Origin of the sequence: Pseudomonas paeninsulae, assembly GCF_035621475.1 — a bacterium.
Lineage (GTDB): Bacteria > Pseudomonadota > Gammaproteobacteria > Pseudomonadales > Pseudomonadaceae > Aquipseudomonas > Aquipseudomonas paeninsulae.
In genome coordinates this window covers 4,720,695-4,733,172 of sequence record NZ_CP141799.1, presented here as the reverse complement: position 1 = coordinate 4,733,172, position 12,478 = coordinate 4,720,695, and the positions used below count along the sequence as shown (strand labels likewise).

Here is a 12,478-nt window from a genome sequence, read left to right as displayed (position 1 = left end):
TGCACTGATTTTGCAAGCGGCTGTTACAGCTCGCGGGCCACGCGTTCGGCAATCGCCAGGCTGGCGGTCAGCCCTGGCGACTCGATACCGAACAGATTGATCAGCCCCGGTAGGCCGTGATCGCTTGCGGTTTGGATAAGGAAGTCGGCGGCCGGTTCCCCGGGGCCGGCCAGTTTCGGCCGGATGCCACTGTAGCCTGGCACCAGGCGCGTGCTGTCGAGGCCCGGGTAGTAGCGGCGGATCGCGTTGGCAAACGGCTCGCGCAGCTGTTCGTCGACTTGGTAATCGATATGCTCGAGGTACTCGGTGTCCGGGCCGAAGCGCACCTGGCCGCCGAGATCGAGAGTGGCGTGGATGCCCAGCCCCGAGGTGTTGGTTTCCGGCAGCGGATAGATCAGGTGCTGGAAGGGCGCGCGGGCGCTGTAGCCGAAGTAGCGGCCGCGACACAGGTGCAGGGCCGGTATGCCTTGCAAGCCCTGGGTATTGGCCGCCAGTTGCTGGGCGAACAGGCCGCCGGCATTGATCACCCGCTGCGCCTTGAGCTGGAAGGCTTCGCCGGCGCTGCGGCCCGTGACGATCCAGCCGTCAGGGCCGGGTTCGAGCTGGTCGACGCGGGTCTGCAGGATCAGTTGTGCGCCCTGCTTCTCGGCGGCGGCTAGCAGCGATTGCAGGTAGGCATGGCTGTCGACGATTCCGCTGCTCGGCGACAGTAGCGCTGCAACGCCGCGCACGGCGGGTTCCAGTTCGGCGAGCCGGGCTTGCTCGATATATTCCAGGTCATGCACGCCGCAGGCCTGGGCATTGGCGGCCAGTGCGTCGATCTTGCTGCGTTCGGTCGCGCTGACCGCCACCAGCAGCGTGCCGATGCGGCGGTGCGCTACCCGGTGCTGGGCGCACCAGGCATACAGGCGCTCGCGGCCTTCCAGGCATAGCTGGGCTTTCAGCGAGCCGGGGGCGTAGTAGATGCCAGCGTGGATTACTTCGGAATTGCGGCTGGAGGTGTGGCTGCCGATCAGCTGTTCCGCCTCGACGATCAGGCAGCTCTGCGGCGCTCGGGCCAGGCGTGCGGCGCAGGCCAGGCCGAGGGTGCCGGCGCCGATAATCAGGGTGTCGATACTGTCCATGGGGGTGCGTTGCCGGGGTTTGGCTGGGGTGGCTGCCGCTCTTCGCGCGAATCGGCGTCAAGTTGTCGAGCATAGCAAGATCTGCGCGGTGGCTAGGCGTGTCATGACGCTTGCGCTATCGGCGCTGGCTTGGGACGGTGGCTGCCGGCCCCATGCGGCGCGGCTGCTGGTCGCCGGGACGCCGGACCGCAGCAAGCTGGCTTTTATCAAGCAACACGTATGTTATTGGTTTTATGGGTTATTACGTTTTCTGCAGGAGCAGCCCATGGCCGCGATGCGTTTCGCGGGCATGGAACTAGGCGTCCCCCCCCCGCTCCTACAGGTGCCTGCAAGCTGGTGGACACGCTTGCCTCCAGTTTGTGGTGCGACAGCGCGGCGTATGGACAACGGGGGGATCGCCTACCCGTCAGGCGTGCACCTCGTTGACGGCGGCGCAGCATAAAACGGCGTCAATTATGCCGATAGCCTTGCTTGCCGACCGCCGCCGGTAGCCGCCCAGGCCCAGGGCCGCCTATAATGACGGCCCTTTCGCACAACGATTTTGTGGAGCTGGTGATGGCCGAACGTACGGCATCCGTCGAGCGCAACACCCTGGAGACCCAGATCAAGGTCTCGATCAACCTGGATGGTACTGGCAAGGCCAAGTTTGCTATTGGCGTGCCGTTTCTCGAGCACATGCTCGATCAGATTGCCCGTCACGGCCTGATCGACCTGGATATCCAGTGCAAGGGCGACCTGCATATCGACGACCACCACACCGTCGAAGACGTCGGCATCACCCTCGGCCAGGCCTTTACCAAGGCGATTGGCGACAAGAAGGGCATGACCCGTTATGGCCATTCCTATGTGCCGCTGGATGAGGCGCTGTCGCGCGTGGTGATCGACTTCTCCGGCCGCCCGGGGCTGCAGATGCACGTGCCGTTCACTCGGGCGGTGGTCGGCGGCTTCGATGTCGATCTGTTCCAGGAGTTCTTCCAGGGCTTCGTCAACCATGCCCTGATCAGCCTGCACATCGACAACCTGCGCGGCACTAACACCCACCACCAGATCGAGACCGTGTTCAAGGCCTTCGGCCGCGCCCTGCGCATGGCCGTCGAGTTGGACCCGCGGATGGCCGGGCAGATGCCGTCGACCAAGGGTTGCCTCTGATGCAAACGGTTGCAGTGATCGACTACGGCATGGGCAATCTGCACTCGGTGGCCAAGGCGCTGGAGCATGTCGGCGCCGGCCGAGTGCTGGTGACCAGTGATGCCCAGGTGATTCGCGAGGCCGACCGCGTGGTGTTTCCCGGTGTCGGGGCGATTCGTGATTGCATGGCCGAGATCAAGCGCCTGGGCTTCGACACACTGGTGCGTGAAGTAAGTCAGGACCGGCCGTTTCTCGGCATCTGCGTCGGCATGCAGGCCTTGCTTGAGCACAGCGAAGAGAACGATGGCGTCGATTGCATCGGCCTGTTCCCCGGTCAGGTGCGCTTCTTCGGCAAGAATATGGTCGAGGACGGCGAAAAGCTGAAAGTGCCGCACATGGGCTGGAACGAAGTGGCGCAGGCGGTCAATCACCCGCTGTGGCACGACATCCCGGATCTGGCGCGCTTCTACTTCGTGCACAGCTACTACATCGAGGCTGGCAAGCCGCAGCAAGTGGTTGGCCGCGGCCATTACGGCAAGGATTTCGCCGCGGCGCTGGCCGAGGGCTCGCGCTTCGCCGTGCAGTTCCATCCGGAGAAGAGCCATACCCACGGCCTGCAGTTGCTGCAGAACTTTGCCGCCTGGGATGGGCGCTGGTAGATGAGCAAGGCCAAGAGCAAGCCGCCGATCCTGACCCTGACGCCGGAACAGGAGCGTGAGGCGACCAGCGTCATCAAGCGCTTTATGGAGACGCGTTTCGAGCTGCCGCTGGGTTCGTTCGAGGCTGCGGAAATCCTCGAGCTGTTTACCCGCGAAATTGCTCCGCACTATTACGACCGGGCGATTTTCGATGTGCAGACCGTCCTCAAGGACAGGTTCGAGAGCATCGAAAGCGACCTATGGGCGCTCGAGAAGAGCTGATCCTCACCGAATCCAACGACTTGAACAGGTTCAACCGATGCTGATTATTCCCGCTATCGATCTGAAAGACGGCGCCTGCGTGCGCCTGCGCCAGGGCCGCATGGAAGATTCCACGGTGTTCTCCGACGACCCGGTGAGCATGGCGGCTAAGTGGGTTGAGGGTGGCTGCCGCCGTCTGCATCTGGTCGATCTGAATGGCGCCTTTGAAGGCCAGCCGGTCAATGGCGAGGTGGTCACCGCCATCGCCAAGCGCTACCCGCACCTGCCGATCCAGATCGGTGGCGGCATTCGTTCGCTGGAAACCATCGAGCATTACATCAAGGCCGGGGTGAGCTACGTGATCATCGGCACCAAGGCTGTGAAAGATCCGGCCTTCGTTGCTGACGCCTGCCGCGCTTTCCCGGGCAAGGTCATCGTCGGTCTGGATGCAAAAGACGGTTTCGTCGCCACCGACGGCTGGGCTGAAATCAGCACCGTTCAGGTGATCGACCTGGCCAAGCGCTTCGAAGCCGATGGCGTCGCGGCGATCGTTTATACCGACATCGCCAAGGACGGCATGATGCAGGGCTGCAACGTGCCCTTTACCGTGGCCCTGGCCAACGCCACGCGAATCCCGGTGATCGCCTCCGGCGGCATTCACAACCTCGGTGATATCCAGACCCTGCTTGACGCCCGTACCCCTGGCATTATCGGCGCCATCACCGGCCGGGCGATCTACGAAGGCACCCTGGACGTGGCCGAAGCGCAGGCCGTCTGCGACAGCTACGGCGGCTAATGTAGGGCGGGTGAAACCCGCCGCAACTGACGCAATCTTTATCGGTGGGTTGCACCCACCCTACGGGAGCACCGTATGGCACTGGCTAAACGCATCATCCCCTGCCTCGACGTGGACAACGGCCGCGTGGTCAAGGGCGTCCAGTTCGAGAACATCCGCGATGCCGGCGATCCGGTGGAAATCGCCCGCCGCTACGACGAGCAGGGCGCCGACGAGATTACCTTCCTCGACATCACTGCCAGCGTCGATGGCCGCGACACCACCCTGCATACGGTGGAACGCATGGCCAGCCAGGTCTTCATTCCGCTGACTGTGGGCGGCGGCGTACGCACCGTGCAGGACATCCGCAACCTGCTGAATGCCGGCGCGGACAAGGTCTCGATCAACACCGCGGCGGTATTCACCCCGGAGTTTGTCGGCGAGGCTGCTGCGCGCTTTGGTTCGCAGTGCATCGTCGTCGCCATCGACGCCAAGTGCGTTTCGTTGCCGGGCGAGCCCCCGCGCTGGGAAATTTTCACCCACGGTGGGCGCAAGCCGACCGGCCTGGATGCCGTGCTCTGGGCGAAGAAAATGGAAGACCTCGGCGCCGGTGAAATCCTCCTCACCAGCATGGATCAGGATGGGGTGAAGCGCGGCTACGACCTCGGCGTCACCCGTGCCATCAGCGAGATGGTCGGCATTCCGGTGATCGCCTCCGGCGGCGTCGGTAATCTGGAACACCTGGCCGCCGGCATCCTCGAAGGCAAGGCCGATGCGGTGCTGGCCGCGAGCATCTTCCACTTCGGCGAATACACCGTACCCGAGGCCAAGGCCTATCTGGCCAGTCGCGGCATCGTGGTCCGCTGATTTGCCGCGACTGCTCATGCTTGAGCAGTCGCTCTGCGGGCGAGTCGACAGACCCGGTTGATTCGCCCGGCTAAACTAGCAGCATCCGCGTATCGGCCGTTCTGGCCTGCTGACTCGCTCAGCTCGTGTGCTCCCCCTTGCATACTCTTATTCCCGACATGGAGTCTCTATGCCTGTTGTACGGCTATTCGCTGTTCTCCTGCTGCTTTGCCAAGCCAGTTTTGCGCACGCTCAAACGCTGGTGCTGCTCACAGAAAACCTGGCGCCCTTCAATCAGTCCATCAGCGGACGTAATTTCGCCAAGAACGACGGCATCACTGGCATTAGCTCCGACACCCTGCGCGCGGTGTGCGAGCGTGCTCGGGTCGAGTGCCAGCAGATTCTGCGCTTTCCCTGGGCGCGGGTTTATCAGCAGGCGCTCAAGGAACCCGGCTATGGCCTGTTCTCCACAGCCCGAACCCCTGCGCGGGAAAAACTCTTCAAGTGGGTTGGGCCGATCGCCACTAATGACTGGGTGTTGATGGCGCGGGCCGACAGTCCGATTCAGCTGGATAACCTGCAGGGGGCCGCGAAATACCGTATCGGTGGCTATAAGGGCGATGCGATCAGCCAGTACCTGATCGATCGTGGTCTGACGGTGCAAACGACTCTGCGTGACAACAAGAACGTGGAGAAACTGGCCAAGGGGCAGATCGATCTCTGGGTGACCGCCGACCCGAGTGGGCGTTACCTGGCCAAGCAGGAAGGCCTGGACGCGTTGAAGGTGGTGCAGCGCTTCAATACCGCAGAATTGTATCTGGCGCTGAATAAGGACACGCCCGACGCCCTGGTGCAGCAGCTGCAAGTTGCGCTGGAGGCGCTGCGTGCCGAAGGTCAGCTGCGCACGATTATCGAGCGCTACTGATTACTGCCAATGCGACTGTTTGCAGCCTTTCGCGATTTTCCAGTCAAGGCTGGGCGGCGGCAGCCGGGCTGGGTATGCTGAGCCGTCTGCATACTTATAACAATGGGACTATCCATGTTTAAACGTCTATGTCTGGCCTGTGCCGGTGCCTTATTGCTGATGGCCAACGTGGCCCGTGCGGAAGTCGATTCGAGTTATCGCATGGTGCTGCTGACGGAGAACTTCCCGCCCTACAACATGGCAATCAACGGCAAGAACTTCGCTCGGGAAGACAACCTTGACGGTATCGCCGTGGATATCGTGCGCGAGATGTTCAAGCGTGCCGAGGTCAGCTACAGCATGACCCTGCGCTTCCCCTGGGATCGCATCTACAAACTGGCGCTGGATAAGCCGGGTTACGGCGTGTTCGTCACCGCGCGTCTGCCCGAGCGTGAAGCCCTGTTCAAGTGGGTCGGGCCGATTGGCCCGGATGACTGGGTGCTGCTCGGTAGAAGCGACAGCTCCATCAGCCTGACCAGCCTGGAGCAGGCCAAGCAATACAAGGTCGGGGCCTACAAGGGCGACGCGATTGCCGAGCATCTGCTGGAAAAGGGCCTGGAGCCGATCACCGCGTTGCGTGACCAGCAAAACGCCAAGAAGCTGATGGCCGGGCAGATCGACCTGTGGGCCACCGGCGATCCTGCCGGACGTTACCTGGCCAAGCAAGAAGGTGTTTCCGGGCTGAAGACCATCCTGCGTTTCGACAGCGCCGAGTTGTACCTGGCGCTGAACAAGGCTGTGCCCGACGAGGTGGTACAGAAGCTGCAGGCTGAACTGGACAAAATGCGCAGCGAAGGATTCGTCGATGACATCCTCAGCAGCTATCTGTAAAACAGGACTCAGCAGGTTGGCCACGAGCCGAGCTGCCGCTAGCCATAATCACAATACCTGCGAGCGGGAAGACTAATTAATGTTGAAGATCATCAAAAGCAGTTTGTTGTTCGGCCTTCTTTTCAGCGCCTGCGCGGCCCATGCCGAGTTGCCCTATGGCTACAAGGTGGTGCTGCTGACCGAGAATTTCCCACCGTTCAATATGTCGGTCGACGACAAGAACTTTGCCCGTGACGACAGTATCGACGGTATCAGTGCCGAGATCGTCCGGGCCATGTTCAAGCGCGCCAAGATCGACTACAGCCTGAGCCTGCGTTTTCCCTGGGATCGGCTGTACCGGCTGACCTTGGACAAACCCAGCTACGGGCTGTTCTCCACCACCTTTACCCCGGAGCGCCAGCCGCTGTTCAAGTGGGTGGGGCCGCTTGCCAACACTGGCTGGGTGCTGCTTGCCGCGCCAGGCAACAACCTCAGCGTGGCCAGCTTGAAGGAGGCTGGGCAGTACAAGGTCGGCGCCTACAAGAACGATGCGGTCAGTCAGCATCTGGAAAGCCAGGGGCTGGAGCCGATCAACGCGCTACGCGACCAGCAGAATGTGCAAAAGCTGATCAAGGGGCAGATTGATCTGTGGGCCACCACCGACCCGGTTGGTCGCTACCTGGCCAAGCAGGAAGGCGTCAGCGGCCTGACCACTGTGCTGCGCTTCAATGAGGCCGAGTTGTATCTGGCACTGAACAAGGATACCCCCGACGAGGTGGTGCAGCGGTTGCAGAAGGCGTTGGATGAGCTGCGCAGCGAAGGCTTTGTCGAGGACATGACCAACAGCTACCTGTAGCGGTTAATCCAGGCAGGCAAGAACAAGGCTCTGTAGCATTATGGGTTGAGGGTAAAGCTGGGGCGGGCAGCGAGCCGCTTCAGCCCAGCAAGTCCCAGTCTAGCGGTGCTGGGCTGAAGCCCACTCAACAGCAGCGCCTTGCAACGGCTCACTAGTTCAGAGCCAAGAAAAAGCCCGGCATCGTGTCCGGGCTTTTTCGTACCTGCCCTGCGTCAGCGGTTCAATCGCCGCGGGTGACGCTCAGGCCTTTGAGCAGGTTGAGCGCCTGGCTCAGTTGGTAGTCGTCATCCTGTGGGCGTGCCGCTTTGCTGGTTTTGCCCTGGCTGGGTTTATCCACGCCGCCGTTGCCGTTACCCAGGTGACCCAGCAGGTCAGCTTCCTTGATATTGGCGTCATCCTGTTCGCGAGTCAGCTTGGCGCGCGCCACTTCGATGTCCGGCACTATGCCCTGGGCCTGGATCGAGCGGCCGTTTGGCGTGTAGTACAGCGCCGTGGTGAGTTTCAGGGCGCTGTCGTTGTTCAGCGGCAGCACCGTCTGCACCGAGCCTTTGCCGAAGCTGTCGGTGCCCATCAGTACGCCGCGCTTGTGATCTTGCAGGGCGCCGGCGACGATCTCCGAGGCCGAAGCGCTGCCGCCATTGATCAGCACCACCAGGGGCACGCCTTCGCTGGCATCTGCCGGGTCGGCGGAGAAGCGCAATTCGGAGTTGGCGATGCGCCCTTCGGTGTAGACGATCAGGCCTTTCTTGAGGAAGTGGTCGGTTACTTCGACCGCGGCCTGGAGTACGCCGCCAGGGTTGTTGCGCAGATCCAGCACCAGGCCGCGCAGCTTCTTGCCGTTGTCCTTGCGCAGCTTGTTCAGCGCCTTGCCGACCTCTTCGCCGGAGTTGACCTGAAACTGGGTGATGCGCAGGTAGCCGTAGCCATCGTCGAGCAACTGGCTCTTGACGCTACGGACCTTGATCACCGCGCGGGTCAGTTCCACGTCGAAGGGCTTGCCGCCCTCGCGTACCAGGGTCAGGAGGATCTTGCTGCCGGCTGCGCCGCGCATCTTGTCCACGGCTTCGAGCATCGACAGGCCCTTGGTCGGCTGGCCGTCGATCTTGACGATCAGGTCGCCCGGCTGGATCCCGGCTTTCGAGGCAGGGGTGTCGTCGATCGGCGAGACCACCTTGACGAAACCGTCTTCCATGCCGACTTCGATGCCCAGGCCGCCGAACTCGCCGCTGGTGCTTTCCTGCAGCTCACGGAAGGCTTCGGGGTCGAGGTAGGCGGAATGCGGGTCGAGGTTGCTGAGCATGCCCTTGATCGCATTTTCCAGCAGGGTCTTGTCGCTGACCGGTTCGACATAAGCCGACTTGATGCGATCCATTACCTCGGCGAAGGTGCGCAGCTCGTCCAGCGGCAGCGGCGCCTTGTCGTTCGCGATGGCCGCCGCTGGCGGCGTTTCTGCGGCCTGCAGCAGGTGAGGGCTGCCGAGCAATGCGATAGCCAGGGCCAGAGAGGTGAGGCGAGACAGATGCGGCATGTCGAACTAACTCCTAGAGAGATGAGCGCAGCGCTTATCCTTGCGTGCGGCACCATTGTGCAGGGTCGCTGGGGCGGCCCTGCTGGCGAATCGCGAAATACAGCGCGGGAGTGTCTTGCCCGCCGCTGGTGCCGACTGTGGCGATGGGCTCGCCGGCGTTGACTACGTCGCCGGCGTCCTTGAGCAGGCTTTGGTTGTGTCCGTACAGGCTCAGGTAGCCATTGCCATGGTCGAGAATGACCAGAAGCCCGGCACCGCGCAACCAGTCGGCGAATACTACGCGGCCGCCATGTACGGCGCGTACCTGGCTGCCAGCCTTGGCGCCGATCAGTACGCCATCCCATTTAGTCCGAGTGTCAGTACCGCGTGGGGTTCCGTAACCTGCGACCAAGCGGCCATCGACCGGCCAGGGCAACTTGCCGCGGGCCTTGGCGAACGGCCCGCCATAAGTACTGCCGGAACTGACCAGTGGGCCGCTGTTGGGGCTGTTGGGGCGGTTGGTGGCTGCAGCGCTGCTGCGCTGTTGCTCGCGCGCGGCGATCAAGGCCCGCTGCCGCGCCTGTTCGGCTTCACGCGCCTGGCGGGCCAGGGTCGCTTCGATGGTTTTCAGTATCTGGGCCAGTTGCGCCTGCTCTTGCTGGCGGGCCTTGAGCTTGTGGTCGCTGGCGGAATATTCCTGGTTCAGCTTGGCCAGGGCCAGTTGGCGCTCCTTGCGCGCCTGGACGAGTTGCTCGCCGCGCGCGTCCAGAGCCCCTTTGTCTTCGAGCAACTGGTTCTGCTGGTTGACGATGTCCTGCTCGACGTTGGCCAGCTGGCGCAAGGTTTCGTTGAACGTGGCCAACTGCTCCATGCGCGCTTCGCTGAGATAGTCGTAATAGGTCAAGGTGCGTGAGAATTTTTCCGGATTCTGCTGATTTAGCAGCAGCTTCAGGTATTCCTGACGACCGCTCTGGTAGGCGGCGCGGGCCTGGATGCCGATCAGTCGTTGCTGCTCGAGGCGCGCGTCATGGAGTTTTTTTTTCTCCTGATTGAGGCGCTGGATTTCCACCTCGCCATCTTCCAGGCTTTTTTGCAGCTCCTTGACCTGCTTTTCCAGCTCGCCCATTTCGGTTTCGGTCTTCTGCAGGCCTTTCTGCACGCCGGATTTGTCCTGCTGCACCTTCTCCAGCAGCTTTTTCAGCTCGGCCACGTCGCTGCGGGCGGCTTCCAGCTGTTTCTGGGCGTCGGCTTTCTCGCCGGCAAAGGCCGGAGTCAGCAGGCAGGTGAGAAAAATCAGGGCAAGGAAGCGGAGCATGGTACTGGCGACACCTGGGCGGGAGACGGGCCTAGTATGCCTAAAAATCTAGCTGCAAGCTGCAAGCTGCAAGATGCGCTGGCTGGTAGGAGGCGTTGCGTGGGGTGCTTTGCCGTTTGGATAGAGTGGGCCGGGCGGCGATCCGCTTCAGCCCACCCGTATCTTCAGTTCAGTTGAATGATGCTGGTGCCGGTCATTTCCTGGGGGATGGGCAGGTCCATCAGGGTCAGCATGGTCGGCGCCACGTCGGCCAGCACACCGTCTTCGCGCATGCGCAGTTGGCGCTTGCCGACATAGATGAAGGGTACCGGCTCGCAGGTGTGGGCGGTGTGCGCCTGGCCCGTGCAGGCATCCTCCATTTGTTCGACGTTGCCGTGGTCGGCGGTGATCAGGGCTTCGCCATCGACCTTGCCCAGCGCCGCGACGATGCGGCCGACGCAGCTGTCCAGGCATTCCACGGCCTTGACCGCGGCGTCGAACACGCCGGTATGACCAACCATGTCGCCGTTGGCGTAGTTGACGATGATCACGTCATAACGCTGTTGCTCGATCGCCTCGACGATCCGGTCGGTGACTTGCGGCGCGTTCATCTCGGGCTGCAGGTCGTAGGTGGCGACCTGCGGCGACGGGATCAGGATGCGCTCCTCACCCTCGAACGGCTCCTCGCGGCCGCCGGAGAAGAAGAAGGTGACGTGGGCGTATTTCTCGGTCTCGGCGATACGCAGCTGAGTCTTGCCGTTCTTCGCCAGGTATTCGCCGAGCACATTGCTCAGGCTGGCTGGCGCGAAAGCGCTGGGCGCCGGAATGTTCGCGGCGTACTGGGTCAGCATGACGAAGTCGGCCAGTTGCGGCCGTCGGGCGCGCGGGAAGTCCTGGAAATCGGGCTCGACGAAGGCGCGGGTCAGTTCGCGGGCGCGGTCGGCGCGGAAGTTCATGAACACCACGGCGTCGCCGTCTTCGATCTTGACCGGCTCGCCGAGGGTGGTGGCCTTGACGAATTCGTCGTTTTCGCCGCGGGCATAGGCAGCCTGCAAACCTTCAGCTGCGCTAGCGGCATTGAACTGGCCCTGGCCGTTGACGATCAGGTTGTAGGCCTGCTCGACGCGGTCCCAGCGGTTATCGCGGTCCATGGCAAAATAGCGGCCGACCAGGCTGGCGATGCGGCCCTTGCCGAGCTTGGCGAAGGCGGTGTCGAGCAGTTCGATGGAGGCCTGGGCGCTTCTCGGCGGCGTATCGCGGCCATCGAGGAAGGCGTGCAGGTAAATTTTCTCGGCGCCGCGCTGGGCGGCCAGTTCGGCCATGGCGACCAGGTGATCCTGGTGGCTGTGCACGCCACCGTCGGACAGCAGGCCGAGGATGTGCACGGCCTTGCCGGTGCCCACCGCCTGATCCACCGCGCGGGTGATCGCCGGATTGTTGAAGAATTCACCATCGCGAATGGACTTGGTCACCCGGGTGAAGTCCTGGTACACCACGCGACCGGCGCCGAGGTTCATGTGGCCGACCTCGGAATTGCCCATCTGGCCGTCCGGCAGGCCGACGTCCATGCCTGAACCTGAGATCAGGCTGTGCGGCTGGGTGGCGCGTAAGTGGTCGTAGACCGGCGTGTTGGCGGCATGGATGGCGTTGTATTCGGTGCTGTCACTGTGACCGAAGCCATCGAGAATGATCAGGACCAAAGGTTTGGGCGTGGCGCTCATTAATCTGGCTCGCTGTGCATAAGGGACAAAAAGGCCAGGCATTTTAAGGCCTGCTATCAGGCCCGTCACCGCCGGGCGGGGTGTGGCCGACCTGTGGGGCTGTGTATACTGCCGGGATTTTACCGTCCCGGAACCACCTCATGCTTGCCAATCTGATTGAATTTGCCTCTACCCACTATGTACTGGGCGGATTGTTCGTTGTCCTGCTGGCGCTGCTGATCTTCACGGAGCTGCGTAAAGGCGGGCAAAGCCTGAGCAGCCGCGAGCTGACCGCCTTGATCAACAGCGAGCAGGGCATGGTGCTGGATGTGCGTGGGCAGAAGGATTTCTCTGCCGGCCATATCGTCGGCGCCTTGCACGTCCCCTATGAAAAAATCACCAGCCGCATCGGCGAACTGGAAAAGCACAAAGGCAAGACCCTGATCGTGGTCGATGCCATGGGCCAGCATGCCGGGACGGTCAGTCGTGACCTGAAAAAAGCCGGTTTCAATGCCGCCAAGCTGTCTGGCGGGATTGCCAGCTGGCGTGGCGATAACCTGCCATTGGTGAAGTGA

At 62.3% G+C, this 12,478-nt stretch carries 13 protein-coding genes; 9 read left to right on the top strand and 4 right to left on the bottom strand.

Annotated features, from left to right (window positions below; translation table 11 throughout):
- Positions 1–23: 23 nt before the first annotated feature.
- A complete protein-coding gene (locus VCJ09_RS21795) occupies positions 24–1,124 on the bottom strand; it encodes an NAD(P)/FAD-dependent oxidoreductase (RefSeq protein ID WP_324732104.1) in 1,101 nt (366 codons plus the stop codon).
- A gap of 555 nt (positions 1,125–1,679) precedes the next feature.
- Here VCJ09_RS21795 and hisB point away from each other — a divergent pair.
- From hisB to VCJ09_RS21755, 8 genes are all read left to right on the top strand, one after another.
- Positions 1,680–2,273: an imidazoleglycerol-phosphate dehydratase HisB gene (gene hisB, locus VCJ09_RS21790; protein ID WP_079203507.1), complete on the top strand. Its 594-nt coding sequence runs from the start codon at positions 1,680–1,682 to the stop codon at positions 2,271–2,273.
- A complete protein-coding gene (gene hisH / locus VCJ09_RS21785; RefSeq protein WP_324732103.1) occupies positions 2,273–2,911 on the top strand; it encodes an imidazole glycerol phosphate synthase subunit HisH in 639 nt (212 codons plus the stop codon). Before hisB ends, hisH begins: the two co-directional genes overlap by 1 nt.
- Positions 2,912–3,172 (top strand): DUF2164 domain-containing protein, encoded by a 261-nt coding sequence (locus VCJ09_RS21780; RefSeq protein ID WP_324732102.1) that lies wholly within the window; start codon positions 2,912–2,914, stop codon positions 3,170–3,172.
- Positions 3,173–3,209: 37 nt separating this feature from the next.
- A complete protein-coding gene (gene hisA / locus VCJ09_RS21775) occupies positions 3,210–3,947 on the top strand; it encodes a 1-(5-phosphoribosyl)-5-[(5-phosphoribosylamino)methylideneamino]imidazole-4-carboxamide isomerase (RefSeq protein ID WP_324732101.1) in 738 nt (245 codons plus the stop codon).
- Positions 3,948–4,022: 75 nt separating this feature from the next.
- Positions 4,023–4,793: an imidazole glycerol phosphate synthase subunit HisF gene (gene hisF, locus VCJ09_RS21770; protein ID WP_079203503.1), complete on the top strand. Its 771-nt coding sequence runs from the start codon at positions 4,023–4,025 to the stop codon at positions 4,791–4,793.
- Between the two features lie 169 nt (positions 4,794–4,962).
- Positions 4,963–5,697 carry a substrate-binding periplasmic protein gene (locus VCJ09_RS21765; RefSeq protein WP_324732100.1) on the top strand — a complete coding sequence of 245 codons (735 nt, stop codon included), beginning with the start codon at positions 4,963–4,965 and terminating at the stop codon, positions 5,695–5,697.
- 114 nt (positions 5,698–5,811) lie between these two features.
- Positions 5,812–6,567: a substrate-binding periplasmic protein gene (locus VCJ09_RS21760; RefSeq protein ID WP_324732099.1), complete on the top strand. Its 756-nt coding sequence runs from the start codon at positions 5,812–5,814 to the stop codon at positions 6,565–6,567.
- A gap of 79 nt (positions 6,568–6,646) precedes the next feature.
- The gene (locus VCJ09_RS21755; RefSeq protein WP_079203501.1) at positions 6,647–7,402 is read left to right on the top strand and encodes a substrate-binding periplasmic protein; all 756 of its coding nucleotides are present in this window, start codon (positions 6,647–6,649) and stop codon (positions 7,400–7,402) included.
- Between the two features lie 220 nt (positions 7,403–7,622).
- Here VCJ09_RS21755 and VCJ09_RS21750 read toward each other — a convergent pair whose 3' ends face one another.
- The 3 genes from VCJ09_RS21750 to gpmI all read right to left on the bottom strand — a co-directional run bounded on the left by VCJ09_RS21750 (position 7,623) and on the right by gpmI (position 11,924).
- On the bottom strand, positions 7,623–8,930 hold the full coding sequence (locus VCJ09_RS21750) for a S41 family peptidase (RefSeq protein ID WP_324732098.1): 1,308 nt from the start codon (positions 8,928–8,930) through the stop codon (positions 7,623–7,625).
- 34 nt (positions 8,931–8,964) lie between these two features.
- Positions 8,965–10,224, bottom strand: a complete 1,260-nt coding sequence (locus VCJ09_RS21745) for a murein hydrolase activator EnvC family protein (RefSeq protein ID WP_324732097.1) — start codon at positions 10,222–10,224, stop codon at positions 8,965–8,967.
- Positions 10,225–10,388: 164 nt separating this feature from the next.
- On the bottom strand, positions 10,389–11,924 hold the full coding sequence (gpmI, locus tag VCJ09_RS21740) for a 2,3-bisphosphoglycerate-independent phosphoglycerate mutase (protein WP_324732096.1): 1,536 nt from the start codon (positions 11,922–11,924) through the stop codon (positions 10,389–10,391).
- 140 nt (positions 11,925–12,064) lie between these two features.
- Between gpmI and VCJ09_RS21735 the strand changes: the two genes are divergently transcribed.
- Positions 12,065–12,478 carry a rhodanese-like domain-containing protein gene (locus tag VCJ09_RS21735; RefSeq protein WP_079203497.1) on the top strand — a complete coding sequence of 138 codons (414 nt, stop codon included), beginning with the start codon at positions 12,065–12,067 and terminating at the stop codon, positions 12,476–12,478.

Bases quoted from the DNA above. Each gene is read 5' to 3' on its own strand.
- hisH (WP_324732103.1), top strand. From the start codon at position 2,273: ATGCAAACGGTTGCAGTGATCGACTACGGCATGGGCAATCTGCACTCG.
- VCJ09_RS21780 (WP_324732102.1), top strand. From the start codon at position 2,912: ATGAGCAAGGCCAAGAGCAAGCCGCCGATCCTGACCCTGACGCCGGAA.
- VCJ09_RS21755 (WP_079203501.1), top strand. From the start codon at position 6,647: ATGTTGAAGATCATCAAAAGCAGTTTGTTGTTCGGCCTTCTTTTCAGC.
- VCJ09_RS21750 (WP_324732098.1), bottom strand. From the start codon at position 8,930: ATGCCGCATCTGTCTCGCCTCACCTCTCTGGCCCTGGCTATCGCATTG.
- hisA (WP_324732101.1), top strand. From the start codon at position 3,210: ATGCTGATTATTCCCGCTATCGATCTGAAAGACGGCGCCTGCGTGCGC.
- VCJ09_RS21795 (WP_324732104.1), bottom strand. From the start codon at position 1,124: ATGGACAGTATCGACACCCTGATTATCGGCGCCGGCACCCTCGGCCTG.
- VCJ09_RS21765 (WP_324732100.1), top strand. From the start codon at position 4,963: ATGCCTGTTGTACGGCTATTCGCTGTTCTCCTGCTGCTTTGCCAAGCC.
- VCJ09_RS21760 (WP_324732099.1), top strand. From the start codon at position 5,812: ATGTTTAAACGTCTATGTCTGGCCTGTGCCGGTGCCTTATTGCTGATG.
- VCJ09_RS21735 (WP_079203497.1), top strand. From the start codon at position 12,065: ATGCTTGCCAATCTGATTGAATTTGCCTCTACCCACTATGTACTGGGC.
- gpmI (WP_324732096.1), bottom strand. From the start codon at position 11,924: ATGAGCGCCACGCCCAAACCTTTGGTCCTGATCATTCTCGATGGCTTC.
- VCJ09_RS21745 (WP_324732097.1), bottom strand. From the start codon at position 10,224: ATGCTCCGCTTCCTTGCCCTGATTTTTCTCACCTGCCTGCTGACTCCG.
- hisF (WP_079203503.1), top strand. From the start codon at position 4,023: ATGGCACTGGCTAAACGCATCATCCCCTGCCTCGACGTGGACAACGGC.
- hisB (WP_079203507.1), top strand. From the start codon at position 1,680: ATGGCCGAACGTACGGCATCCGTCGAGCGCAACACCCTGGAGACCCAG.